The organism is Sphingopyxis sp. Root154 (assembly GCF_001427105.1).
In the GTDB taxonomy this organism is placed as follows: domain Bacteria; phylum Pseudomonadota; class Alphaproteobacteria; order Sphingomonadales; family Sphingomonadaceae; genus Sphingopyxis.
In genome coordinates, this window is sequence record NZ_LMGI01000002.1 from 515390 (window position 1) to 539560 (window position 24171).

General features: G+C 64.3%; 21 protein-coding genes and 1 tRNA gene. 9 read left to right on the plus strand and 13 right to left on the minus strand.

Annotated features, from left to right (window positions below; translation table 11 throughout):
* Positions 1 to 16: 16 nt before the first annotated feature.
* Positions 17 to 955 (minus strand): ACP S-malonyltransferase, encoded by a 939-nt coding sequence (gene fabD / locus ASD73_RS08170; RefSeq protein WP_056371351.1) that lies wholly within the window; start codon positions 953 to 955, stop codon positions 17 to 19.
* A 44-nt stretch (positions 956 to 999) separates the two neighbouring features.
* Positions 1000 to 1827, minus strand: coding sequence for an LD-carboxypeptidase (locus tag ASD73_RS08175; protein WP_056371353.1), 828 nt, complete (start codon positions 1825 to 1827; stop codon positions 1000 to 1002).
* 90 nt (positions 1828 to 1917) lie between these two features.
* On the opposite strand from ASD73_RS08175, the gene ASD73_RS08180 reads away from it, so the two are divergent.
* The 6 genes from ASD73_RS08180 to ASD73_RS08205 all read left to right on the plus strand — a co-directional run bounded on the left by ASD73_RS08180 (position 1918) and on the right by ASD73_RS08205 (position 6502).
* Positions 1918 to 3306 (plus strand): Mur ligase family protein, encoded by a 1389-nt coding sequence (locus ASD73_RS08180; RefSeq protein WP_056371354.1) that lies wholly within the window; start codon positions 1918 to 1920, stop codon positions 3304 to 3306.
* 158 nt (positions 3307 to 3464) lie between these two features.
* Positions 3465 to 3830 (plus strand): 30S ribosomal protein S6, encoded by a 366-nt coding sequence (gene rpsF, locus ASD73_RS08185; RefSeq protein ID WP_056371356.1) that lies wholly within the window; start codon positions 3465 to 3467, stop codon positions 3828 to 3830.
* Positions 3831 to 3842: 12 nt separating this feature from the next.
* Entirely contained in the window at positions 3843 to 4067 is a 225-nt protein-coding gene (rpsR, locus tag ASD73_RS08190) for a 30S ribosomal protein S18 (protein ID WP_037517582.1), read from the plus strand.
* Positions 4068 to 4080: 13 nt separating this feature from the next.
* Entirely contained in the window at positions 4081 to 4704 is a 624-nt protein-coding gene (gene rplI / locus ASD73_RS08195) for a 50S ribosomal protein L9 (protein ID WP_056371358.1), read from the plus strand.
* A 92-nt stretch (positions 4705 to 4796) separates the two neighbouring features.
* Positions 4797 to 5846: a hypothetical protein gene (locus ASD73_RS08200; RefSeq protein WP_056371360.1), complete on the plus strand. Its 1050-nt coding sequence runs from the start codon at positions 4797 to 4799 to the stop codon at positions 5844 to 5846.
* Positions 5846 to 6502 carry a Fe2+-dependent dioxygenase gene (locus ASD73_RS08205; protein ID WP_056371362.1) on the plus strand — a complete coding sequence of 219 codons (657 nt, stop codon included), beginning with the start codon at positions 5846 to 5848 and terminating at the stop codon, positions 6500 to 6502. The genes ASD73_RS08200 and ASD73_RS08205 overlap by 1 nt, the downstream gene beginning before the upstream one ends.
* Before the next feature lie 12 nt (positions 6503 to 6514).
* Here ASD73_RS08205 and folE read toward each other — a convergent pair whose 3' ends face one another.
* Positions 6515 to 7117: a GTP cyclohydrolase I FolE gene (folE, locus tag ASD73_RS08210; RefSeq protein ID WP_056371364.1), complete on the minus strand. Its 603-nt coding sequence runs from the start codon at positions 7115 to 7117 to the stop codon at positions 6515 to 6517.
* A gap of 435 nt (positions 7118 to 7552) precedes the next feature.
* On the opposite strand from folE, the gene ASD73_RS08215 reads away from it, so the two are divergent.
* The gene (locus ASD73_RS08215) at positions 7553 to 10612 is read left to right on the plus strand and encodes a TonB-dependent receptor (protein ID WP_056371366.1); all 3060 of its coding nucleotides are present in this window, start codon (positions 7553 to 7555) and stop codon (positions 10610 to 10612) included.
* A gap of 111 nt (positions 10613 to 10723) precedes the next feature.
* Here the strand turns inward: ASD73_RS08215 and ASD73_RS08220 are convergent, their stop codons facing one another.
* On the minus strand, positions 10724 to 13279 hold the full coding sequence (locus ASD73_RS08220; RefSeq protein WP_056371367.1) for a TonB-dependent receptor: 2556 nt from the start codon (positions 13277 to 13279) through the stop codon (positions 10724 to 10726).
* 263 nt (positions 13280 to 13542) lie between these two features.
* Here ASD73_RS08220 and ASD73_RS08225 point away from each other — a divergent pair, with 263 nt between their 5' ends.
* Together ASD73_RS08225 and ASD73_RS08230 are read left to right on the plus strand one after the other, a co-directional pair.
* On the plus strand, positions 13543 to 15264 hold the full coding sequence (locus ASD73_RS08225; protein ID WP_056371369.1) for a sulfatase-like hydrolase/transferase: 1722 nt from the start codon (positions 13543 to 13545) through the stop codon (positions 15262 to 15264).
* A gap of 48 nt (positions 15265 to 15312) precedes the next feature.
* Positions 15313 to 16833, plus strand: coding sequence for a lipopolysaccharide biosynthesis protein (locus tag ASD73_RS08230; RefSeq protein WP_056371370.1), 1521 nt, complete (start codon positions 15313 to 15315; stop codon positions 16831 to 16833).
* Here ASD73_RS08230 and ASD73_RS08235 read toward each other — a convergent pair.
* The 9 genes from ASD73_RS08235 to ASD73_RS08275 all read right to left on the minus strand — a co-directional run bounded on the left by ASD73_RS08235 (position 16830) and on the right by ASD73_RS08275 (position 24166).
* Entirely contained in the window at positions 16830 to 17762 is a 933-nt protein-coding gene (locus ASD73_RS08235; RefSeq protein WP_056371372.1) for a hypothetical protein, read from the minus strand. The genes ASD73_RS08230 and ASD73_RS08235 overlap by 4 nt on opposite strands.
* A 150-nt stretch (positions 17763 to 17912) precedes the next feature.
* Positions 17913 to 17988, minus strand: a tRNA-Phe gene (locus ASD73_RS08240).
* A gap of 95 nt (positions 17989 to 18083) precedes the next feature.
* Positions 18084 to 18278: a DNA gyrase inhibitor YacG gene (locus ASD73_RS08245; RefSeq protein WP_056371374.1), complete on the minus strand. Its 195-nt coding sequence runs from the start codon at positions 18276 to 18278 to the stop codon at positions 18084 to 18086.
* Positions 18268 to 19251 (minus strand): ribonuclease, encoded by a 984-nt coding sequence (locus tag ASD73_RS08250; RefSeq protein WP_056371375.1) that lies wholly within the window; start codon positions 19249 to 19251, stop codon positions 18268 to 18270. The genes ASD73_RS08245 and ASD73_RS08250 overlap by 11 nt, the downstream gene beginning before the upstream one ends.
* Positions 19244 to 19834 carry a Maf family protein gene (locus ASD73_RS08255; RefSeq protein WP_082521438.1) on the minus strand — a complete coding sequence of 197 codons (591 nt, stop codon included), beginning with the start codon at positions 19832 to 19834 and terminating at the stop codon, positions 19244 to 19246. Before ASD73_RS08255 ends, ASD73_RS08250 begins: the two co-directional genes overlap by 8 nt.
* Entirely contained in the window at positions 19831 to 20049 is a 219-nt protein-coding gene (gene infA, locus ASD73_RS08260) for a translation initiation factor IF-1 (RefSeq protein WP_010162480.1), read from the minus strand. Before infA ends, ASD73_RS08255 begins: the two co-directional genes overlap by 4 nt.
* An 82-nt stretch (positions 20050 to 20131) precedes the next feature.
* Positions 20132 to 20998: a cupin-like domain-containing protein gene (locus ASD73_RS08265; RefSeq protein ID WP_056371376.1), complete on the minus strand. Its 867-nt coding sequence runs from the start codon at positions 20996 to 20998 to the stop codon at positions 20132 to 20134.
* Entirely contained in the window at positions 20995 to 22185 is a 1191-nt protein-coding gene (locus ASD73_RS08270; protein WP_056371377.1) for a GNAT family N-acetyltransferase, read from the minus strand. The genes ASD73_RS08265 and ASD73_RS08270 overlap by 4 nt, the downstream gene beginning before the upstream one ends.
* An 85-nt stretch (positions 22186 to 22270) precedes the next feature.
* Positions 22271 to 24166: an XrtA/PEP-CTERM system amidotransferase gene (locus ASD73_RS08275; RefSeq protein ID WP_056371378.1), complete on the minus strand. Its 1896-nt coding sequence runs from the start codon at positions 24164 to 24166 to the stop codon at positions 22271 to 22273.
* Positions 24167 to 24171: the final 5 nt, after the last annotated feature.

Sequence of the window (24171 nt, forward strand, 5' to 3'; positions counted from 1 at the left end):
TCCTGAAATCTTTTGATTAGAGCGTCTTGAGCAGCGCTTCGATGTCATCCATCGAAATGACGCTGACCGTCTCGACCTCGCCCGCGGCGCTGCGTTTCACCATCGGCGAGAGCACCTTGCCGCCAAATTCGACGAACTGGCCGACGCCGATGCTCTCCATCGCGCCGACGCTTTCGCGCCAGCGGACACGCCCGGTGACTTGCTGGACGAGCAGGTCGCGGATTGCGTCGGGGTCGCTGACGGGGCTGGCCGTCACATTGGCGACAACCGGGATCAGCGGCGCGACGGGCGGATTAGCGCTGAGCGCTTCGGCCATTGCGTCGGCGGCCGGCTGCATCAGCGGACAGTGGAAAGGCGCCGACACCGGCAGCAATACGCCGCGCTTGATGCCATAATCCTTGACGAGCGCGACCGCGCGCTCGACTGCGCCCTTGTGGCCCGAAATCACGACCTGCGACGGGTCGTTGTCGTTGGCGACGGTGCAGATTTCGCCTTCGGCCGCAGCGTCCGCGAGCTTCTGTGCGGTGTCGATATCGGCGCCGAGCAGCGCCGCCATCGCGCCGACGCCGACGGGCACCGCCGCCTGCATCGCCTGCCCGCGCGTCTTGAGCAGCCGCGCGGTGGTTGCGAGGTCGAACGCGCCTGCGGCGCAGAGCGCGCTATATTCGCCAAGGCTGTGGCCCGCGACGTAATCGGCCTTGGCGGCGAGGGTCACGCCGCCTTCCTTTTCGAGCACGCGGAGCGTCGCGATGGCATTGGCCATGATCGCGGGCTGAGCGTTTTCGGTAAGGGTGAGCTGGTCCTCGGGCCCTTCGCTCATCAGCTGGAACAGCTTCTGGCCGAGCGCGTCGTCGACCTCCTGAAACACTTCACGCGCGACCGGCGAAGCATCCGACAATGCCTTGCCCATGCCGACGGCCTGGCTGCCCTGACCCGGAAAAATAAATGCGCGCATGATGCGTCCCCTGCGGTGATATTCGTTACCGCGCGCCTATTCCTTCACCCCGCGCGATGCAAGCCGAAGGGCACGACCTTGTTCGCCGCATCGTGGCCGATGTCCGCCCGGCCGAGCCAGGGGATGCCGGTGCGACCGCACCAATCACGGGCGATCTCGTCGGCCTCCATTCCGAAGGGGCGGTCGTTTTCCGGAACGTCGCCGACCCGCCCAAGCCGCAATCCCGCCAGCCCGCGGGGGCCCAGACAGGTCGCGACATGGAAGAAGGCGCGGTCGAAGGCATAAAGATATTCGCTCACCTCCTCGACCAGCACGACATGGCCCGCAAGGTCGGGCTCGAGCGGGGTGCCGAGCAGCATCGACAGCGTCATCAGGTTGAACGCAGCATGGCGCGCGCCGTGCTGCAAGCCCCCCTCGCATGCCCCAGGATCGCGCGCGACGAGCCAGTCGAGCGCGCGGAGCACCGCCGCATCGCCGCCTTCGCGGCGGATGTCGGCGACCATCGGTCCGTGCGCGACATGGTCGAACCCTTCGCGATACAGCGCGCCGAGCAGGTTGCCCTGGTCCGAATAGCCGAGGAACGCCTTGCCCCGCGCCGCGTCGGTCATCGCCGCGACCGCATCCTCGGCGATCCGGCACGCGCCATAACCGCCGCGCGCGAACCAGATCGCGTCGATGTCGGGGCGGTTCGCCATCTCGACGAGCGCGGCGAAGCGGTGGCCATCCTCGCCCGCGAAATGGCCGTGGACGGCGAAGCATTGCGCGTCGAAGACGAGTTCGACGTCGGGGTAGCCGAGGCTTGCGAGCGCGCGCACGGCCTCCGCATCATCCGGCAGGATCGGGGTCGACGGGGCGACGATGCCTATGCGCATGGACTGGCTGATTCCTCGATCCGCCCGGTACGAGCGGTTATTGCGGCGGGTGCGGTTGCAAAGCCTTCGTCAAAGCCATATCGCGCCGCGATGGCCGAAAACAAATCCTATTTCTTCTGCGGCATCGGCGGGTCCGGGATGCTGCCGCTCGCGATGATCGTCGCGGCGCGCGGCGACGCGGTTTCGGGTTCCGACCGCAGCCGCGATCAAGGCCGGACGCCCGAGAAATTCGCATGGCTCGAAAGCCAGGACATCACCTTTTATCCGCAGGACGGCAGCGGGCCCAAAGCCGGCCAGATTCTCGTCGCGTCGGCGGCGATCGAGGATAGCGTTCCCGATATTGCCGCGGCCAATGCGCTCGGCCTGCCGCGGATGACGCGCGCCGACCTGAATGCCGCGCTGTTCAACGCTGCCGATCAGGCGATCGGCGTCGGCGGGACGAGCGGCAAATCGACCGTGACCGGAATGATCGGCTGGATCCTTGAAAGCGCGGGCCGGAAACCGACCGTAATGAACGGCGCGGTGATGCGCAATTTTTCGAGCGACGACAGGCCCTTCGCGAGCGCAATGGTGGGCGAGGCCGCAATATACGTCAGCGAAGTCGACGAAAGCGACGGATCGATCGCGCTCTACCGCCCCGATGTCGCGGTCATCACCAACATCAGCCTCGACCACAAGAGCCTCGCCGAATTGCACCAGCTCTTCGGCGATTTTGCGGCGAAGGCGCGCGTTGCGGTGGTCAATGCCGATGATGCCGAGTCGGAGCCGCTGCTGTCGGGGCGCAATGTCGTGACCTTTGGCTTCGACGATGCGGCGACGATCCGTGGCAGCGATTTCGAGGCGCTGCCCGACGGCTGCCGCTTCGCCATCCATGCCGACGGCACCGCCTACCGAGTGAATCTTCGCATGCCCGGCCGCCACAATGCCGCCAACGCGCTCGCCGCCATCGCCGCCACGCACGCGGCGGGCACGACCGTAACGCAGGCGGTCGAGGCGCTGGCGGACTTCGCCGGCCTCGCGCGCCGCTACGAGGTGCTCGGACAGGCAGGCGGGATCACGGTGATCGACGATTTCGCGCACAACCCCGACAAGGTGGCCGCAACGCTGGCGGCCGTCGCCGAACTGCCCGGCCGCGCTTTGCTCTTCTTCCAGCCGCACGGCTATGGCCCGCTGCGCCAGATGGGCAAGGAACTGGCGACGAGCTTCGCGGCCGGGATGCGCCCCGATGACCGGTTGTTCGTCTGCGACCCCGTCTATTTTGGCGGCACCGTCGACCGCAGCATCGGCAGCGAGGCGCTCGTCGCCGACATCGTCGCGGGTGGCGCCGATGCGGTGCACATGACCACCCGCGCGGCATGCGGCGCAGCGATGCTCGACGAGGCCAGGGCGGGCGACCGCATCCTCATCCTCGGCGCGCGCGACGACACGCTCACCGAATTCGGGCGCGAACTCTTGGAAAAGCTGGCCGTCCGCGCTTGATTTCCTCCCGCGAATCTGTATAGGCGCGCTCATTCGGGGCGAGGCCACGTTGCCATCGCCCCGTTTGCTTTGCACCAATCCGTAGAGCTTGACGACAGCCGGAGGGGTTTCGCGATTGGCGCGGGACCAGCGATCGGCCAAATCGAAGGAAGCGCACCATGCCGTTTTACGAGCATGTTTTTATCGCGCGTCAGGACCTGAGCCAGGCTCAGGTCGACGCGCTGGCGGAAACCGTCACCAACGTCATCGGCGAATTCAAGGGCACGGTTCACAAGACCGAGACCTGGGGCCTCAAGCAGCTCGCCTACAAGATCCAGAAGAACCGCAAGGGTCATTATGTGATGTTGTCGGCTGAAGTCGCAGGCGAAGCCATCGCAGAGATCGAGCGTCAGGCTGCGATCAACGAAGATATCATCCGCTGGCTCACCATCAAGGTCGACGAACTCGAAAAGGGTCCGTCGGTGATGATGCGCAAGCAGGAACGTCGTGGCGGCCGCGGCCGTGACCGCGACGGCGAAGAATAAGGAACTAGCACCATGGCACGACCCTTTTTCCGCCGCCGCAAGACCTGCCCCTTCAGCCAGAAGGACGCACCGGTCATCGATTACAAGGACGTCCGTCTGCTCCAGGGTTACCTGTCGGAGCGTGGCAAGATCGTCCCGTCGCGGATCACCGCGGTGTCCACCAAGAAGCAGCGTGAGCTGGCGAAAGCGATCAAGCGCTCGCGCCACATCGGCCTGCTCCCCTACATTGTTAAGTAAGGAGGGCTGACCGATGGAAATCATCCTGCTCGAACGCATCGAGAAACTGGGCGGTATCGGCGACGTCGTCACCGTCAAGAACGGCTTTGCCCGTAACTACCTGCTCCCGAACAACAAGGCGCTGCGCGCGAACGACGCGAACCGCAAGCTGTTCGAAGCCAACCGTTCGAAGATTGAGGCCGACAACGCCGAGCGTCGCACCGACGCCGAAGGCCGCGCCAAGGATATCGACGGCAAGCAGATCGTCCTGATCCGTCAGGCATCGAACACCGGCCAGCTGTACGGCTCGGTTTCAGTCCGCGACATCGTCGACGCCCTCACCGAAGACGGTGTCGAGGGTCTCGGCAAGTCGATGATCGAACTCGAACGCCCGATCAAGTCGCTTGGCCTGGTCGACGTCAAGGTCAAGCTGCACCCCGAAGTCATCGTGACCGTCGGCGTCAACGTCGCTCGTTCGCCCGACGAAGCCGAAATGCAGAAGCAGGGCATCGACGTCATCGCGGCGATGTTCGAGGAAGAACAGGCCGAGGCAGTCGCCACGGCACTGGAACCCGACAGCGAAGACGAGTTCGAAGACGCGACGCCGCCTTCGGAACTCGCTCCGGAAGCTGCTGCGGACGAAGCCGAAGAAGCTTAAGCTTCCTCTGGCCAAAGCCTTTTGAAAGGGCCGCGTTTCCGAAAGGGAGCGCGGCCCTTTTCTTATGGCCCGCCCTTTCCTATGGCTCGGCGATGGCCGATGATCCTTTCCAGCGCCGCTTTGCCGCCGATGCGAGCCTGCTGCCGCATATGGCGGACCTTGCGAACGACCGCGTGCTGATCGCACTGTTGACCGAAGCCGATTATCGCGCCGCAAGCTTCCTCGACCAGCGGCTGCTCACCGATCGCATCGGGCGTGAATGGATGGCGTGGACCGACCTGCCCGACCCGAACGCCGCGGTCCCTGCGCCGCACTTCATCTTCCATATCGGCCATGTCGGCTCGACGCTCGTGTCGCGCCTGCACGCCGAGGCCAGCGATGTGCTGCCGCTGCGCGAGCCAATGCTGCTTCGCACGTTGGCGCAGGTCGCCGACCGGATCGACCGGCCCGAGTCGGTCTGGTCGCCCGAGCTTTATCACCAACGTCTGACGCAGACGGTCGGATGGCTGGGCCGCAGCTTTGCCCCCGGCCAGCGTGCGTTGGTGAAGGCATCGAGCGTGATCACGGCGATTGCCGACAAGCTGACGGGCGCCGATGGCCGCGCGCTGTTCCTCTACGTCCCACTCGCGCGCTACATCGAGACGATCCTGGCCGGCGAGGCATCGACGGCCGAGACGCTGGCGCAAGCCCCGGCGCGCATGGCGCGACTGGCGGGAATGCTGCCCGATTTCCCGTTCGCCTTATGGCAGTTGCCGCCGGTGACGCGCATTGCGATGAGCTGGCTTTGCGAGATGGCGACGGCGCAGCGGACTTTGCCGCGCGCCGATCCGCGGCATCTGTGGGCCGATTTCGAAGGCGTGCTGGCCGATCCCGCCGCCGCACTCGCCGCGCAGTGCAAACATTTCGGGCTTCCGGTCGACGCAGCGCGGATCAACGCCGCGCTCGCCGGCCCCGTCATGCGCCAATATTCAAAGGCGCCCGAGCATGGCTACAGCCCCGATCTGCGCCGCGAGTTGCAGACACAGGCAGCGGCCGGCCACGCGCCGGCGATCGCCGAAGCGATCGCGTGGGTTGAAGCGCTCGCCGCACGCTATACAAGCCTTGGCGACCTGCCGATCCACGGCGACCGGGAAAGCATATAATGTTCAAGCTCGTCCAGCTGCTCGACGATGGCGCGGTCCGCGCGCTGCGCGACATTGCCGCCAGCGGCAATTTCGTCGACGGAAAGATCAGCAACCCGCATTCGAAGGTGAAGAACAACCTGCAGCTTCACGACGCGGGCGCTTATGAACGCTCGTCGAAGATCCTGCTCGATGCGATGGTGCAGAACCCCGATTTCATGGAATTCTCATTTCCCGCGCGGATCGCGCCGCCGCTGATGACGCGGTACACGCCGGGCATGCACTACGGGCTGCACCCCGATGCCGCCTATATTCCGTTACCCGACGGCCAGCTGCGCACTGACGTCAGCTGCACCATCTTCCTGAACGATCCCGCCGATTATGAAGGCGGTGCCCTGCATGTGCAGCTGGGGGGCGCCGACTTGCGCTTCAAGGAAGCGCCAGGCGTCGCAATCATCTATCCCTCGCACACGCTGCACGAGGTCGAACCGGTGACGCGCGGCGAACGGCTCGTCGCGATCACCTTCATCCAGAGTCTGATCCCCGACGTCGGGCATCGGAACCTGATGTACGAACTGAACGAGATTGCCGCGATCGAGGGCGGCAACATGGAGCCTGCGAACTTCACGCGGCTGCAGGCGGTCCAGTATCAGTTGCTCAGGATGTGGCGGCGCTAGGCCGCACGCCCATCAATAGCCCATCAGGCTCAGCACTTCCTTGCGGCTGCTTTGGTCGTTGAGGAAGCTGCCGAGCAGACGGCTCGTCACCATGCCGACGCCCGGCGTGCGCACGCCGCGCCCGGTCATGCACCCATGCTGCGCGTCGATGACCACCGCGACGCCCTGCGGCTGGAGATTGTCCCAGATGCACTTTGCGACCTCGGCGGTCAGGCGTTCCTGCACCTGAAGCCGTCGCGCATAGCCGTTGAGCACGCGCGCTAGCTTGGAAATGCCCACGACGCGGTCGCGCGGCAGATAGGCGATCGACGCCTTGCCAGTGATCGGCGCCATATGATGCTCGCAATGCGACTGGAACGGAATGTCGCGCAGCAACACGATCTCGTCATAGCCACCGACTTCCTGGAAGGTACGCGACAGGTGGAGCGCGGGATCGTCGGCGTAGCCCGAACAATATTCCTTCCACGCGCGCGCGACGCGGCGCGGCGTATCGAGCAGCCCTTCGCGCGCCGGATCGTCGCCCGCCCACTCGATTAACGTCCGCACGGCGTCCGCGACATGGTCGGGGACGACCACCTTGCCGTCCGGTCCCAACTCGGTGTTGTTGTCGCTCATCGCCCCGCTTTCACTGTTGCCATCATGCCGCACATTTCGGCGTCAATGCACCGATAAGCAAGAGCCGGAAAACAAGAAATTGTCCTCCCTCATCAACTTTACGTTGCGGAATCTTGGCTTTTTCACTTTTGCGAGAGGCGCGGTTTCGCGTCCTTTTTTGGGCCGAACAAGTCACTTGACGCTTTCGTCAACTCGGCGCACCTTCGACACCATACAGAACTCGCTCAAGCGGGTCGTATTCCGGAGAGGCCGGCGTATTCCCCGACGCCGGTGGGAGAGGACGATGACCAGCATAGCTGGCAAGTGGGATTCACGAGGGCACATGGTCGTTCTGGCCGGGTGCCCTTTGCCATGTCTGGTCGTTTCCCCTCCCCTTACCACAATTTGAAATTGGGCGGCCCCGCATCGCGCGGGATCGAAAAAGGGAGGCTATAGATGAAGTTCAAGGCACTGATCGGAACCTCGATCCTTGCGATGACGGTGGCGACACCGGCATTCGCGCAGGACGCGGCGGATGAAGTGGAACGCGATGCTTTCGGCGGCGAAATCGTCGTCACGGCGCAGCGCCAGTCGGAACGTCTGCAGGACGTGCCGATCGCGGTCAGCGCCTTCTCGACCGAGGCGCTCGAAGCGCAGCAGATCAAGACGCCGTCCGATCTTCAGCTGACCCTGCCCAACGTCACCTTCACCAAGACCAACTTCACGGGCGCCAGCTTCACGATCCGCGGGATTGGCGACCTTTGCGTCGGCACGACCTGCGACAGCGCAACCGCGATCCATCTGAACGGCGACCCGCTGTTTTCGACCCGCCTGTTCGAAACCGAATTCTTCGACCTCGAACGCGTCGAAGTGCTGCGCGGCCCGCAGGGCACGCTGTTCGGCCGCAACGCGACGTCGGGCGTGGTCAACGTCATCACCGCCAAACCCAAACTCGGCGTCTTCGAAGCCGCCGCCGAAGCCGAATATGGAAATTATGATTCCATGAAGGGCAAGGCGATGGTCAACATCCCGCTCGGCGACACCGCCGGCATCCGCGTTGCGGGCATTTACCTGAACCGCGACGGCTATACGAAGAACAGCTTCCTCGACACGCGCATCGACGACCGCGACCTGTACTCGGTCCGCGGCTCGTTCCGCTGGGAGCCGTCGCCCGACACCACGATCGACCTGCTCGCCTCCTATTTCCGCGAAAAGGACAAGCGCACGCGCATCCAAAAGCAGCTTTGCCAGCGCGACCCGACCGGCATTCTCGGCTGTTTGAACAGCCGCCTCGACAACTCGCCCTTCAACGGCAACGCGACCTTCACCGCGGCGCTGACGTCGCGCGAATTCCTGGCGACGCAGGGAATTCCGACCGCTTTCGCTTTGGGCAGCCTTTATGGCCCCGACGTCTATGCCAACACTACGATTCCGTCGGACCCACGCGAGGTGAACACGGCTTATACGCCGAGCTATTTCACCAGCGAGCTGACTTTGCAGGGCCAGATCGAACATAATTTCGGTCCCGTGGCGTTGCAGGTTTCGGGCCAGTATCAGAAGGTCAAGCTCGACGCGTCGCAGGACTATAACAGCAACGTTGGCAACCGCGCGCTTTATGCCGGCGGTCTTGCCACGCTGGCGGCGGCGGCAGGCGGCGCGCTCGGCCCTGCACTGCAGGGCTATTTCGCTCCGGTTGCCGCGGCGCTGATTCCGAACGGCCCGACCGGCCAGCTCTGCACCTCGCTAGCCGAGGAAAGCGGCACCGGATCCTATGGCGGCAACAAGATCTGTAGCGACCAGTCGCTGCAGTTCGACCGGTCAAACCAGTATAACAGTAGCTGGTCGGCGGAAGCGATCCTGACCAGCGACTTCGACGGGCCGTTCAACTTCCTCGTCGGCGGCATCTATGCCGACTACCATCTGACCGAGAACAGCTATTATGTGAACGCCTTCCCGATCGACTATCTGACGGGCGTTCTCGGAGCTTTTTCGTCGATCGCGAATGTGAACAAGACTCCGGCGGGCGTGATCACGGGAGCAAATCCGCTAGCGCCTGGCTACCTCGGCACGCCCTTCTTCCGCAACAACACGGCCGATCTGTCGATCAAATCCTACGGCTTGTTCGGCGAAGCCTATTTCGAGATCAGCGACCGGCTGAAGCTGACCGCTGGCCTGCGCTACAACAATGACAAGAAGAGCGTGGTCGCCCGCTCGACGCTGGCAAGCTTCCTCGTCCCGCACGGCTCGACCGATGCCTTTGCATCGCCGACCGCGGCGGGTTTTGATGCCGACCCCGGCACGCCCTGCCCCGTTCACAGCAGCGAGACCTCGAGCACGGTGGGGCCGATCGGATCGATCGCGGGCTGCGAAGCCTTTCAGGAGCGTTCGGTCAAGTTCAACAAGCTGACCGGCCGTTTTGTGATCGACTTCAAGGTCACCGACGACAACCTGCTCTATGCCTCCTATTCGCGTGGCTATAAATCGGGCGGTATCAATCCGCCGCTGCAGCCGATCTTCGAAGTGCCCGAAAGCTTCCGTCCCGAACAGGTCGATGCGTTCGAAATCGGTTCGAAGAACAGCTTCGGCAATGGCGCGCTGCAGCTCAACCTCACGGCCTTTTATTACAAGTACAAGGACCTGCAGCTCAGCAAGATCGTAGCCCGTACCGCGGTCAACGACAACGTCAGCGCCGACGTCTATGGGTTCGAGGCCGAAGCGATCGTCAGGCCCGACCCGGATGTCGTCGTCAACCTGGGCTTCAGCTATCTGCACAGCAAGGTCACCGATGACAAGTTGACGAGCAACCCGCGCGACTTTGGCGGCGGCCGCAGCGATGCGGTGATCATCAAGGACATCACCAACGCCGCGAACTGCGCCGTGGCATCGACGTCGGGCAATGTCGCAGGGGTCAACGCCTTTGTGAACGGGGTCCAGCAGGTCATCAACGGGGGCTTCGTCCCCGGTGTGGCCGCTGGCGCCGGTCTGCGGCCGACAACGACGTTTCCGGCGGATGGCGGCATCGCTTCGACGGGCGCCTTTAGCATCTGCGCCGTCATGAGCGCGGCGGCATCCGGCGCTTTCGCCGCGGCGGGGCTGAATCCGGCAAACTTCGGCGGGATCGAATATTTTTCCGCCGGCGTTCCGGTCAACCTCAAAGGCAACCAGCTGCCCCAGGCGCCGAACTATAAGTTCAGCGCCGGCATCCAGCATACGATGCGACTGGGCGGCGGCGACATGACGCTCGTTCCCCGCGTCGACCTGGCCTATACCGGTGAAAGCTATGGCAGCATCTTCAACGGCAATGTGAACAAGATCAAAGGCTATGCTCAGGTCAACGCCCAGGTGCAGCTGAACGGCGCCGACGACAAATGGTATGTGCGGGGATTCATCCAGAACGTCTTCGACGCCAACAGCGTCACCGGCCTGTACATCACCGACCAGTCGTCGGGTAACTACACCAATATCTTCACGCTCGAACCTCGCCGCTATGGCATCGCGGCGGGCGTGAAGTTCTAAAGCGCAGGCGGCAACGCCACCAAAAAACCCCGGCCTCTCGATCGAGAGGCCGGGGTTTCTTTTTGCCTTTCGTGCGGCAGCCGGGGGAGCAACGCCCCCCGGCGCTCACGATCAGAATTTGTAGCGGATGGTCCCGCCATAGGTGCGCGGCTGGCTCGGGTAGCCCGAGACGCTGCCCGCCTGCGCCACCGCCGGGAAGATCGTCGTCAGATACTGCGCATTGGTGAGGTTGCGGCCCCACACGCCGACATCGATGCCGTTGGTCAGGCGGATCGTGAACGACGCGTTGAGCGAGTTCACTTCGCGCTTCAGATTCTGCGCGACGCTCGCCGGGAAGCCCGACAGGCCCTCGACGATCTGGACCGGGCTTTCATAGCTATAGTCGACGTGCGCGATCGCCTTGGTCCCGCCGGCGAACTCGTGCGTATAGGTGCCGCCCATCGACAGCGACAGTTCGGGGATGCCCGCAGGCGTCGAGCCCGAAATATCGCCGAACGCCGAGTTGATGAAGCTGTCGTACTTGGCGTCGAGATAGGTCGCCGCGAGCGTCAGGTTGAGCCCGTCGACCGGACGCACCGAGCCGTCGAACTCGATACCGAAGGTCGACTGCTTGCCGGCGTTTGCGAGCGCAAAGCCGGTGCCGGTGAAGACGTTCGACTGGAAGCCCTTGATCGACTGCTTGAACACCGCGACGTTCACCGCGGCGACATCCCACTGGCCCTTCAGGCCGAATTCGTAGACTGTCGACTCTTCGGGATTGGCGAAGCGCGAGCCTGCCACCAGGTTCGGGGTCCGCAAGCCGGCGGCGGTGATCGCCGCAAGATCCGAAGCAAGCGGGCGGCTGTCGCGCGACAGGTTGACCGAACTCGCCTTGAAACCCGTCGCATAGGTCGCATAGATATTGACCGTATCGGTGAGCTCATAGGCGGCGCGGACGCTGTACGAGAAGTCGCCGTCGTTGGTCTTGCCGCTTTCGACCGCGTTGGGAACGTTGAGGAACGGCGGCAGGAACTGGAACGCCTTCAGGCCGGCCAGCGGGTTCGCGCTGCGTCCATCGGGGAGCGTCAACGTCGGGTTAGCCGCCAGGAAGGCGGCGGTCGGCGCCGGAACACCCTGACCGATCAGCAACGCCTGACGGAACGGCGTATAGGCGGCCGCGTCGAGATTGACGCCCGAGAAGACGTCGCTGCTGACGACGTCAGTCGAGAAGCGCTTGCGGTCCTTCGTATAGTTACCGCCGAGCGTCAGCGTCAGGCGATCGGTGACTTCGAAATCGACGGTGCCGAAGATCGAGAATGCCTCGTTCTTCATCTTGTAGGCTTCGTCGAGCCCCGTGCCGGCTTTGAAGAAGGTGTCGAGATATTTCGCCGGATTGCCTTCGAGCGCGCCGAATGTACCTTCGAGCATCGCGACGTTGAGCGCGTTGCCACTCGCCGCCCGGATCAACGCATCGCCATAGGGGCGGAACTGCGTGCCGAACTTGATCGCGCTCTGCTGATCGACGTTTTCGTTGAAATAATAGCCGCCGATCAGGAAGTTGAGCGGACCGTCGAAGTCCGAGGTCAGGCGGACTTCCTGCGTGAAGGTGTCGATGTCGACATAGTCGCTCTTCTCGCCGATCAGGTCGGCACCCGTGAAGTCCGAATCCTGGTTCGTGTCGGCGCGCACTTGGCGATAGGCGGTGATAGAGGTCAGGGCCATGTTGCCGAGATCATAGTCGATCTGCGCAGAACCGCCGTAATTCTTGATCTTATTCGACGACAGGAAGTTATTGTACACGTCGTAAGAGAACGGATCATTCGCATCGACGCTGGGTCCGCCGGCGAGCGCGTTGGTGATCGCGACGGTCGGACCGGCGATGACATTGCCCGCGATGCAGCAATTTTCGTCGATCTTGTCATAGTCGCCAATCAGGCGGATCGACAGCGCGTCGGTCGGTTCGAACAAGAGCTGGCCGCGCACGCCCCAGCGGTTGCGGTCGTTGACGTCGGTGTCGAGCTTCAGGTCCTGCGCATAGCCGTCGCGGCGGTTGTAGCTGCCGCCGATCGAGAAGGCGATGGTGTCGCTGATCGGGCCGGTGACGTCGCCCTTGACGGTGATCGCGTCATAATTACCATAGGTGACCTCGGCCGAGCCGCCGAATTCGAACTGCGGCTTTTGCGTGACGATGCTGATGACGCCCGCCGATGCGTTTTTGCCGAACAGCGTCGACTGCGGACCGCGCAGCACTTCGATACGCTCGACGTTCGGAAGGTCGCCGATCTGGGCGGCCGAACGCGACCGATAAACGCCGTCGATGAACACGCCGACCGACGGTTCGATACCGGCGTTGTTTGCACCGTTGCCGAAACCGCGGATGATGAAGTTGGTGTTGGCGCTCGACTGAAGCTGCGACACGCGCAGGCTGGGGACCGACGATTGCAGGTCGATCAGGTCGCGGATCTGCGCTTCTTCAAGCTGCGCTGCCGAGGTCACCGAGACCGCGACCGGCGTGTCCTGCAGTGTCTGCGAACGCTTGCTGGCGGTGACGATGATGTCGTTGCCATAATCGGCGTCGTCGGCCGTCGTTCCGGCGTCAGCGGGCGCGGCATCCTGGGCAAAGGCATAAACGGGGGTGGTGGCGGCGCACAGCACGGTGGCGCCCAACAGAATGTTGCGCAAAGTCATGATCAGTCTCTCTCTCCAAACCCACCGAAGCGCAGCCAAAGGCTTATCGGGAGATGCCCGGTGGTAAGCGCCCGGTCTAACGCCCGCCCCGGCAGCGTCAACGCGCGCACGCGTGGAATGGCCGATTTTCCGTGAATTCGTGACTAAAAAGCAACAGTTTACGTTACGGCGAACGTTCGGGTCGGTTACAGTTATGTGTCAAATGTTAAACGTGTATGAGGCAGTTTGCTAAAGTTTCAGCGCCGGACGACGAAGGATAAGCGATGCGGGCACCGAGTTTGCCGAGCCCGAACACGCTGGCCAAAACGGTGCTGCTGGCATTCGGCCTGGCTTTTGAACTCCCCGGGGTCGCCGCGCGGATAGCCATGCTGGGGCTGTCGCCCCCTCTCATGCTCTATGCCGGCCTGTATGCCGGGCTGATCGCCTGCCTGTGGGGCGCGGCTTTCATCCGCGGACCGCTGCTGCGCTGGGGCTGGGCCGCGGTATTTGCTCTCGCCACCATCCTCGTCGGCAGCTTTCAGGATGCCACGGCCGATGCGATGAGCTACGACGCCTTCGTCACCATGGTCCATTCGGCGGGCTTCGCCGACGACGCCCTCGCGCAATATGGCACGTCGATCGCATGGGCGGCCGCCGGTGCATTCTTCCTCTTTGTCGGAGTCGGGTTGAAGCCCGGTGCCAGGCGTCCCCTGCCCAGCCTCGCTGCGGCGCTCGCGCCGCTGGCGGGGCTCGCGATACTGACCATCCTGCTGTTCGTGCGCGGGGGCGAAGGCGGCCGCGGGCTGCCTAACGCCTGGGTCGGAACCGCCTATTCGGCGCTCGCGGCATACGAAGCCGCGACGCAGCCTTCGATGGCGCGCCAACCAGTGAGCATCGCGCATCGCCCGGAGCCCGAACAGGGTGACATCATCTTGATTGTCGACGAAAGCATTGCCGGCCGATATCTCGACATTAACGATGTCGCGGGCGTGCGATCCGGGCTGGCATCGCCGCCGCCAGGCGTGGTCGTCAGCAATTTCGGCCTCGCCGCCTCGATCGCCAATTGCAGTTTCGGAAGCAACCTGACGCTTCGATATGGCGGAACACGCGACGCCTATCACCGGATCAATGCGACGATGCCGTCGATCTTCGCCTATGCGAAGCACGCCGGATTCGCGACGGTCTATATCGACGCGCAGCGAACCGGCGGCGCGTATCAGAACGGCATGGACGATGCCGAGCGGGGTCAGATCGATCGCTTCGTCCAGTTCGACGATATACCCGTCGTCGACCGCGACATGGCCGCGGCGGATGCGTTGATCGCGGCGCTGGGCAACGACCGGCGCGAATTCATCCTCGTCAACAAGATGGGCGCGCATTTCCCCGTTGCCGACAAATATCCCGACAGAGCGCATATCTTCAGCCCCGCGCTGCCACGCGACGAATCCGCCGCCGTGACCGAAACCCGGCTTCCCGAAAATCTTTACAGCGGCGCCGAAAGCTGGCGCCTCTATCGCAACGCCTATCGCAACACGGTCGGCTGGACAGTGGGCGGCTTTTTCGACCGATTGTTCGCCGGCGCCCAGCTCGACGGGGCGCTAATCATCTACACGTCCGATCACGGACAGAATCTGCACGAACGCGGCGATTCGGGAACGACCACGCATTGCAGCCCGTCGCCCGCCAGCGAGGAGGGCGCAGTGCCCCTCGCGATCATCGGCACGTCCGGCCGCTGGCAAGCCGCCGCTAAGCGTCATTTCGATGCATTGAGCCATTATCGCATCTTTCCCACGCTGCTGAATGCGATGGGCTATGATCCGGCGGCGGTGCGCCGCGAATATGGCGAAACGCTCGACTCGCCCGTCTCCGATCCGGCGACGTTCAACAGCCTCTTCAACGCGCGGTTGGGGCGCAAGCCGATATGGGTCAAGGTCGAGCGCGCATCGGTGGCCCGGCCGCCGGTTGGCGACTATGCCGCGCGCAAGAATGGCGCCGCACCGCGATGACACGCGCGTGCAATGCTTTGCCAACGAATAGTTGCTAGGTTCGCCGTCATGTCAGGCCCTTCCATCCCCCCCGAAACGACACTTGGCCGGGATACCGCAACCGAACCCGATTTCGGTCAGCGGATCCGCCGTGCCGTGATCTGGCGCTCCGGGTCGCAGATTGCGGGGCAAATCGTCGCGTGGGCCTCCACCTTCCTCGTCATCCGCATCCTGACGCCCGAAGACTATGGCCTGTTCGCGCTCACCCAAGTGATGTTGATGCTGTTCAACCTGCTCAACGGCTATGGCCTAGCCAGTGCTGTCATCCAGCGCGACGAGGTCACGACCCACGAGCTGAGACAGATTTTCGGGCTGTTGCTGCTGCTCAACGGCGCGCTCGCGGTGGCGCAAATTGCCTGCGCCCCCTTGGCGGCCGCCTATTATCGCCAGCCGATGGTCGCCGATCTGCTGCGGGTGCAGGCGCTGATCTATCTCACCATCCCCTTCTCCGCGCTCGCCTATGCGCAGCTCGCACGCTCGCTGGAGTTTCAACGTCAGGCGCAGGTCAACCTCGTCTCCGCGCTGATCGGCGCGGGCGTGGCGCTCGGTGGCGCGCTGGCCGGCTGGGGCGTGTGGGCGCTGGTCTGGGCGCCGATCGCCATGTTCGCGACAAGAGCGCTGGGCCTGACGATCGCGGCGCGCAGCTGGATGTGGCCCAGCTTCGACTTCCGCGGCGCGGGTTCGATCGCGCGCTATGGCGGGCTGATCGCGGTCGCGCAGTTTTTCGGCTTCGTCCAGAGCCAGGCGGACATATTGGTTGCCGGCCGCTGGTTCGAGGCGCATCTGGTCGGCATCTATACAACGGCGCTGCTGCTGACGCAGATCTTCAACAACAAGGTCGTGCCGCCGCTCAACGAGGTGGCCTTTGCCGCCTATTCGCGAATGCAGAACGACCGTCCGGCGCTGGCCGCCGGCTTCACGCGCTCGACGCGTGCCATCATGGTCGCGGCCATGCCGTTCTTCTTCGGCCTCGCCGCTGTGGCGGAGCCGCTCGTTCTTACCCTGCTCGGCGAAAAATGGCGCGAGATCGTGCCGCTGCTGCTACCGCTGGCGCTCGCCATGCCCTTCTGGACCTTGTTCACCCTGCTTCGCCCCGCAACCGACGCGGTAGGCCGCCCGGGTATCGCGTCGGGCAATGCCGCGGCAGGGGCGCTGCTGATGCCGGCCGTATTTCTGGTCGGCGCGCAGTGGGGAATCATCGGCATCGCATGGGCCTGGCTGATCGCCTATCCGTTGCTGCTCATCTTTGCCGCCGTCCGGAGCTTGCCCGTTGTCGGCGTCCGGGCGGGCGAGCTGTTGCGCGCGGTCGCACCGCCGATTCTCGCGGCCACCGCAATGGCCGCAGTGGTGATGCTGGTTGATCGCATGCTGCCTACGCTGCCGCAGCCCATCCGGTTGGCAGTGCTCGTCGCAACCGGGGGGCCGATCTATTGCCTGTGGCTGGCGTTGTTCGCGCGCGAAACGGTACGGGACCTGATCGAACTGGTGCGCGGACGACGCATGCCGGCCGATCCTGCCGTCGCCGTCTAGATCCGGCCCAGCGCCGCGATCGCTGTGCGCGTCGCGTCGATATAGGCATTGCCGCTAAAGCGATAGCTGCCAATGAAATGGACGAACCGTGCGTCGGCGGGCACGCCTTCGTCCCAGAAGTTGAGGTAATGATCGTAAGGCAGCAGCAACGGATCGGGTTCGTTGGCGATGACGATGTTCGACGTCACCTGTTCGCTGCCCCAGCGCGCCCAGCGCTCGGCCCCGAGCAATCGTTCGGCCTCACGTGAAAACGCCTCAGCAAGCGCGCGACCGTCGCCGCCACGCGCGAAACCGGCAAAGCCCGCACATCCCCGCACATAGAGCGGGTTCGTGAGCGTGGGCAGCGAAACCCGGTCGAGACCGCATTCGATCGCGCCCTGCACGTGCGCTTCGGGATTATTTAGAAACTCGTCGTCATCGGACTTTGCCGCCATTTCGGCGAAGGACAACAGCTCGGAATCCGGATCGCCGCGCAACGTGAAGCTGCGATTTTGCATGATCGCGGCGGCGATCTCCGGCACGTCGCCCAGCGTTACCGTGTCCGAATCGAGCTGGATCACATAATCAGTCGCCCGCATGTCGAGAAGCGCGAGGAGGCGTTCCCAGACTTGGCCGCGCGGGCAAGGTGCAGTGTCGATATCCGTGATCGACACAATATGCGGTTTTCCCAGATGTGCCGCCAAAATCCGCCGGTCGGCGTCGGTTAGTGTCCCATCGTCGAGGATGACGACGCGCCCTTTGCGAAGCTGCGCGTGCAGCGATTTGACCGCGACCAGATACGGCAGCAGCACCCGCGTGCCGATCATGGAAAACAGGACCAGTCCGTCATTGGCCGGAACGATCGGGGGCGTATCCAGTACCGCCCGTGCCGCGGCGCGGTGCGCGCGCTCCTTCCACAACCGGTTGAGTTTGTTCACGATCCTGTTCATGCTGCGGCAGTAACACGCACGACAACCCTTTGGTAGAGGCGAAAATCCACGCATTTGCGCCCTTTCAGGACGTTTCTTGCCGGCAATATTCGGGTGTTTACGGACGATAGCGATCGGCGTGCGGCGCGCGACATATCCAGGAGGAGGAAGTGGTGCCCGGGGACGGGGTCGAACCGCCGACACTGCGATTTTCAATCGCATGCTCTACCAACTGAGCTACCCGGGCACGGCCGCTGCGACCGGTCGGTCGCGCTGGCGAGCGGCGGCTATAGGCAGGGGTTTGCATCCTGTCCAGAGGCTTTGTGACGCTCGATTTCGGGGTCAGCCTTCGTCGAAACGATCGTCCTCGGCGGTGCCGTCGGGCGCCTGATCGGCCGGCATGCGATAGCCTTCGCCGAACCAGGTCAACAGGTCGCGGTCGCGGCAGCCGCGGCTGCAAAAGGGCTTATATTCGGGCTCGCGCGGCTTGCCGCACAGCGGGCACGCCGGCGATTTGGCGGATGGCTTATTGGGCATGGCCCATTCCTTTGATCTGGGCGTCGGCGATCAGTTCAACCGGCCGGCCTGTACGTCTTTGCAACATTTCGATCCAGAGCGGCTGGCCGCCGATATGATCGATTACCGCGGGGCGCGCGGTCAGTTTCAAAACCCCCGCCCCCACCGCGCGTTCCGCCTGCCGCAGCAGCAGGGCGCCATCGGTGGCGACGGGATCGAGCCGAATCTGCTCGATCAGCGAGGGCCGCACACGGCGACGGATGATCTGCATCAGGCCGAACCCGTTGACCGCGGTGCGCTCGAAGGGCTGCGGCAAAAGCGTATCGATCAACGCGTCGATCGCATGCCGATCCGCCCGGCTTGCCAGCGACGGAAAATCGATCCCGATCGATCCCGTGATGTCGCAGCAGCGGATCACCCGCACCGCGGCGGCGGCACCCGCCTTGGCCAGCGCCAGCGGGTCACCATCGCCGTCGATGTCGATCAGGACCATCGCCGGGGTCGCGTCGACCCACAGCGCGCCGTCGCCGAACGGCCAATGGCCGCTTCGCACATGACCGACGATCTCCGACCAGCCTGCTTCTTCCAACCGATCGGATCCCGGTGCCCCGAGATCGACGACCTTCACCTCCGTCGCCGCGATCCGCGCGCGCAGGTCGGGGCCGGGGCCCACTGCCGCGTCGGGATCGGCGATCTTCACCCGCCCGGGCTTGTCGCGGCCGCGCTCCATCAACGCCGCGCGGGTGATTTCCACCTTCAACTGCGAACCGATCGGGATGCCGGGCGGCAATCGGGCAAGCGAGACAAGCTGTTCGCCGGGCCCGTCGAGCATGGCCAGCGGCTTTTTCCCCGCCTCGACCAGCCGGGCATGTTGCACGGTACCGACGGGCGGTCCTTCATGGTCACGCTCGATCCGGGCTTCGACGATAGTGCCATCCTCGACCAGCGCGGCGCGCGCTTCGCCGATTCCGGCCTCGTAGAGCCACTCAGCCAAGCGCGATTCCCGCGCTGGTCAGCAGCGCGCGCGTTTCGAATAATGGCAGGCCGACGACGTTCGAGTGGCTGCCCGACAGGAAACGGACAAAGGTTTCGGCACGGCCCTGGATCGCATAGCCGCCGGCCTTGCCCATGCCCTCGCCCGATTCGACATAGCGGTCGATCTCGGCGGCGCTCAGCGCCTTGAACGCGACGACCGTATCGACGACGCGCACGCGCGCTTTTCCATCGGTTCCGACAACGCAAATCCCCGAATAGACATGGTGCCGCCGGCCCGACAGCAGCCCGAGCATCCGGCGCAGGTCGGCCTCGTCGACCGGCTTTTCCAGGATCCGGCGGCCAACCGCCACTGTGGTATCGCCCGCGAGCACGACCTCGTCCGGCGCGCGCTCGACCGCCAGCGCCTTGCCCTTGGCGAGCCGCGCGACATAGTCACGCGGCAGCTCGGCCTTGTGCGGTGTCTCGTCGATTTCCGGGGCTGCGATGCGCGACGGCACAAGGCCGATCCGCGCCAGCAGCTCGCGCCGGCGCGGCGATGTCGAAGCAAGCACCAGCACGGGAAAGTTCGCCGCACTGCTCACTTGAAGCGATAGGTGATCCGACCCTTGGTCAGGTCATAGGGGGTGAGTTCGACGAGTACTTCGTCGCCCACCAGAACGCGGATTCGGTTCTTGCGCATCTTGCCGGCGGTGTGACCCAGAATCTCGTGGTCATTTTCCAGTTTGACGCGAAACATCGCGTTGGGCAGCAGTTCGACCACTTGGCCGCGCATTTCCAGAAGTTCTTCTTTCGCCATCAGTCCTCTATGGTCTCGAAATCAAGGATGCGGGCCCATAACGCCAATTTGTACCAATTGAAAGCAATCTGTCACAGGCGTTTTACGACACGAGCCGCAGCTTGCGCGCGATGCGCCAGCCGACCGTCTTGGCCCAGGCATAGCTCGGCCAGCGCGGCGGCATTGCCGGGTCGAGGCCCATGCGCCGGAGCGTCGCATTGGCGGCGTGCGCCTCGGATTCGCGATAGCTCCATTCGCTGCGCCAGGTGATCGACAGCGAGATCGACGGCGCATCGCCATTGGCGACGAAATGCGGCGCCATCACCGGCACCAACACCGCGTCGCCGGGGCCGAGCGGCACCTGCTGGGCGTCGCCATGATATTCGTCCTGCCACGGCAGATTACGGTGGCCACCGGTGTGATACCGCTCATGCTCGCGACGGTGGGCGAAGCGTTCGTCGCCGGAGGGCCAGACGTTCATCACCTTCGTACCTCTGAGCTGAAGCAGGATGTTATGTTCGGGATCGAAGTGGAACGGCGTGATTGATCCGGGCGACGAGATGAAGATGAAACCCTGCGGCTTCAGCATGGCGCCTGTGCGCGGTTCGACAACGGGTTTCAGTTCGCCGAGCAGGTCCATCAGCAGCGTCCGATAGGCGTCCACATTTTCGATATTCTTGAGCACCGCCCAGCTGCCGTTGCTATCGATCGTGCGGATCGTCTCGCCGATCGACAGGCCGTTCGACGGGACATCTTCGGGGCGGATGCCGATCGGTACATTGCCCGGATTATACTCGACCTCGCTCGCGGGCAGGCCCTCGCCAAGCTGTGCGAGCGCTTCGAGCGATAGCAGCGGATGGTCGGGCAGATGATGGTGGAGCAGCCCCGCGTGCAGCGGATAGAGGGCGGCCATCCGCCCGAGCGTTTCGGTGGGGAATACCGGGCGGGTGATAGGCTGGTGCGCGGTCATGACGGGCTTTCTACTTCATTTTCAGGCGCATTGGCACCCTTCCAGCGTCGCCACAGCCGCTCGGTCTTCGTCAGCACGGCGAAACGCAGCCGGTCGGACGCCCCCGACAAGGGAACATTGACCCAGACCAGCGCACGGCGTTCGCGCCAGACGCTATCGATCATCGGATGGCCCGGCGCCGCGCAGCTGTCGACCCAGTCGATTTGCGGGTTGTCGAGCAGGTCGAGGTTCGCCTGTTGCAGCAGCACGCCGGGCGAGAAGCGGGCAAAGTCCTCGTCGAACGCGGTCTTGAACGAAAAGCCGCCGGGCGGGCAAAGGAAGTTGACGAGCATGGCGAGCGGGCGATCATCCAGATAGAGCGCGCGCATGTCGAGCCGACCCGCATCGCCCGACGCAGTAAGGATCGCGCGGAACCAGGCCTGCGTGTCGCTCTGGCTCGCGAGCGCCGATTTGGCGCGCCCTTTCCAACCCCGCGCTTCAAGGTCGAGAAAGGCATCAATCCACGGATCGATCGCCTCGGCCGGTTGCCAACGGCGAAATTGCACCGCGCCCGCGCCCTGCTCGGCCAGCCGGTTTGCCTGCCGCCGCAATTCCTTGCGCTTTTTCGCGCGTACGGCGGCGTCCCAATACTCCTCGGGCGACAAATTGCTTTCGAGCAGCGCGCGTTCCTCGCGATGCACGACCTCTGCCCCGCCGCCGCGCATCCGCGCGACATCGACAAGAGCGCGATGGAGCGGGCCGCCTTCGGTCAGCCGCGGCACATGCACCAGCGTGCGCGCCCACGGCGCCGCGTCGCACCAGCCGAGCAGGATCAACCAGAACAGCTTTTCGAAACCCGCGCGCACGAGCGGGGCACCGTGGAAATGATTGTGGTGCGTCCAGCCGGTGACGTGGCGCAGCGGTATGCGGCCATAATTCGCGGCGGGCGCGAGCGGCATGATGCCGATCACCGGCCCGTCGCTGCCGTCGCGAACGAGCACCAGCCGCGCCTGGCGCTCGGGATCGAGCAGGTGCAAGGCCGATTGCAGGCTCCAGCGCTCGGTAAAGGGATTGGGTTCGCTTGCCTCCTCGGCCAGCCGGTCCCACTGCGCGGCAAGGGCGGGTGACAGCGCCAGCGGGTCGACAACCCGGACCGTCAGCGGGGCGGCCGGAGCGACATTGTCGGGAAAGGCAGGGTGGACCGTCATCGGGTGGAGGTTAGCAGGGAAGCGTTAAAATGGGGTGGCTGCAATAACCGTCGCCCCCGCCTTCGCGGGGGCGATGAATCACTCGTCAAATCCCGAAAAGCTTCGCCAGCGATTTTTCGAGCATGAAAAATTGCCAGATCAGCCGCCCATGATCGCGGCGTCCCGATTGGTGCGCGGCGACGATGCGTTCGATTTCGGCCATGTCGAACCAGCCCGAGCGCGCGAGCGTTGACGAGGTCGCAAGGCCCTTCGCTGCCTCGACGAGCGGGCCGCGAAACCACTGCGACACCGGCGTCACAAACCCCATTTTCGGGCGATAAAGAATGTCGTGCGGCAGATAGCGCTCCATCGCCTGCTTCATGATCGCCTTGCCCGTCCCGCGCTTGACGCGCATCGACGCGGGCAGGCTCGCCGCGAATTCGATCAACCGGTAATCGAGCAGCGGCTCGCGCGCCTCGAGGCTGACCGCCATGCTCATCCGGTCGGTCTTGGTCAGGATGTCGCCGGGGAGCCAGATCATCAGGTCGGCATATTGCGCGCGGTCGAGCGGCTCGCGCGCGGGCGCCTCCGCCATCGCCTTCCAATAGCGCGTCTCGGCGACATGATCGCCGAGCGCGTGGTGCGCCGCATCGTTGAACAGGCGCGAGCGTTGGGCCACGCCGGTCACGCTAACGGCTTCGGCATAGCCCTCGGCTCCGCTCTTCGACAGGCTGGCGAGCGTCGCGCGCGCGCGGAGCGGGCGCGGCGCCCAGTCCATTTGCGGCCAGACATGCGACAATGGGCCGAGCACACCGCGGCGCAGGAAGCCGGGGATGAGCCCGCGCAGCTTCTCTTCCTGATGCTGGAACACCAGACGGCGGTATCCCGCGAACGCCTCATCCGCGCCGTCACCTGAGAGGGCTACAGTGACATCCTCGCGCGCGAGTTCGCACACGCGATAGGTCGGCAGCGCGCTCGCGTCGGCAAAGGGCTCGTCGAAATGATCGGCGATCTTGTCGACTAGCGTGAAGTCGCCCGACGACACGGTGCGCGTGCGATGGTCGGTCGCGAAACGCTCGGCGATCTGCTGGGCGTAGGCCGTTTCGTCGAGCGCGGCCTGATCGAACCCGATCGTGCAGGTCTTGACCGCCTTCGCGCTCGCCTCGGCCATCAAGGCGACAACCGCGCTGCTGTCGACCCCGCCCGACAGGAAGGCGCCGAGCGGCACGTCCGACACCATGCGGTCGGTCACCGCGGCGCGCATCAGGTGAACCAGATGCTCGGCCGCCTCGCCTTCGCTGGCGCGGATACGCTTAGAGAAATCGGGCGCCCACCAGCGCGTTGGCGCGGGCACCGGCTTGCCGCGTTCGAGCATCAGATAATGGCCGGCGGGGAGCTTCTCGACCCCCGCGACGATGCAATTGTCGTCGGGGACATAACCGAAGGCGAGAAAATCCTCGATCGCGGTCAGATTGGCTTCCTGTCGGAGCAGCGGATTGCGTAGCAGCCCTTTCAGTTCCGACGCGAAAGCGACCGATCCATCCGACAGGCGGACATAATGGAGCGGCTTTACCCCCAACCGGTCGCGCGCGAGGAACAGGCAGCCGCGCTGGTGATCGTGGATCGCGAAGGCGAACATGCCGTTGAGCCGCGACAGACAGTCCGGTCCCCATTGGCGCCACGCGGCGATGATTACCTCGGTATCACCGCTGGTGCGGAACCGGTGACCGCGATCCTCAAGCTCGGCGCGCAACTCGCGGAAATTATAGATTTCGCCATTATAGGTGAGCGTGACCAGTTCATCGTCGCTCGCCATCGGCTGCGGGCTGCCCGCGATATCGATGATCGAGAGGCGGAGGTGGCCGAGACCGACGCCGGGCGCCGTCCATTCGCCCGATCCGTCGGGGCCGCGATGCTGCATCGGCTGGAGCATCGCGCGGAGGCGTGCGGGGTCGACCGGCTTGGCCGTCTCCAGATGATAGATGCCCGCGATCCCACACATATTAC

Excerpts from the sequence above, each read along its gene's own strand:
- fabD (WP_056371351.1), bottom strand. The coding sequence starts at position 955 with ATGCGCGCATTTATTTTTCCGGGTCAGGGCAGCCAGGCCGTCGGCATG.
- ASD73_RS08175 (WP_056371353.1), bottom strand. The coding sequence starts at position 1,827 with ATGCGCATAGGCATCGTCGCCCCGTCGACCCCGATCCTGCCGGATGAT.
- ASD73_RS08180 (WP_056371354.1), top strand. The coding sequence starts at position 1,918 with ATGGCCGAAAACAAATCCTATTTCTTCTGCGGCATCGGCGGGTCCGGG.
- rpsF (WP_056371356.1), top strand. The coding sequence starts at position 3,465 with ATGCCGTTTTACGAGCATGTTTTTATCGCGCGTCAGGACCTGAGCCAG.
- rpsR (WP_037517582.1), top strand. The coding sequence starts at position 3,843 with ATGGCACGACCCTTTTTCCGCCGCCGCAAGACCTGCCCCTTCAGCCAG.
- rplI (WP_056371358.1), top strand. The coding sequence starts at position 4,081 with ATGGAAATCATCCTGCTCGAACGCATCGAGAAACTGGGCGGTATCGGC.
- ASD73_RS08200 (WP_056371360.1), top strand. The coding sequence starts at position 4,797 with ATGGCCGATGATCCTTTCCAGCGCCGCTTTGCCGCCGATGCGAGCCTG.
- ASD73_RS08205 (WP_056371362.1), top strand. The coding sequence starts at position 5,846 with ATGTTCAAGCTCGTCCAGCTGCTCGACGATGGCGCGGTCCGCGCGCTG.
- folE (WP_056371364.1), bottom strand. The coding sequence starts at position 7,117 with ATGAGCGACAACAACACCGAGTTGGGACCGGACGGCAAGGTGGTCGTC.
- ASD73_RS08215 (WP_056371366.1), top strand. The coding sequence starts at position 7,553 with ATGAAGTTCAAGGCACTGATCGGAACCTCGATCCTTGCGATGACGGTG.
- ASD73_RS08220 (WP_056371367.1), bottom strand. The coding sequence starts at position 13,279 with ATGACTTTGCGCAACATTCTGTTGGGCGCCACCGTGCTGTGCGCCGCC.
- ASD73_RS08225 (WP_056371369.1), top strand. The coding sequence starts at position 13,543 with ATGCGGGCACCGAGTTTGCCGAGCCCGAACACGCTGGCCAAAACGGTG.
- ASD73_RS08230 (WP_056371370.1), top strand. The coding sequence starts at position 15,313 with ATGTCAGGCCCTTCCATCCCCCCCGAAACGACACTTGGCCGGGATACC.
- ASD73_RS08235 (WP_056371372.1), bottom strand. The coding sequence starts at position 17,762 with ATGAACAGGATCGTGAACAAACTCAACCGGTTGTGGAAGGAGCGCGCG.
- ASD73_RS08245 (WP_056371374.1), bottom strand. The coding sequence starts at position 18,278 with ATGCCCAATAAGCCATCCGCCAAATCGCCGGCGTGCCCGCTGTGCGGC.
- infA (WP_010162480.1), bottom strand. The coding sequence starts at position 20,049 with ATGGCGAAAGAAGAACTTCTGGAAATGCGCGGCCAAGTGGTCGAACTG.
- ASD73_RS08265 (WP_056371376.1), bottom strand. The coding sequence starts at position 20,998 with ATGACCGCGCACCAGCCTATCACCCGCCCGGTATTCCCCACCGAAACG.
- ASD73_RS08270 (WP_056371377.1), bottom strand. The coding sequence starts at position 22,185 with ATGACGGTCCACCCTGCCTTTCCCGACAATGTCGCTCCGGCCGCCCCG.
- ASD73_RS08275 (WP_056371378.1), bottom strand. The coding sequence starts at position 24,166 with ATGTGTGGGATCGCGGGCATCTATCATCTGGAGACGGCCAAGCCGGTC.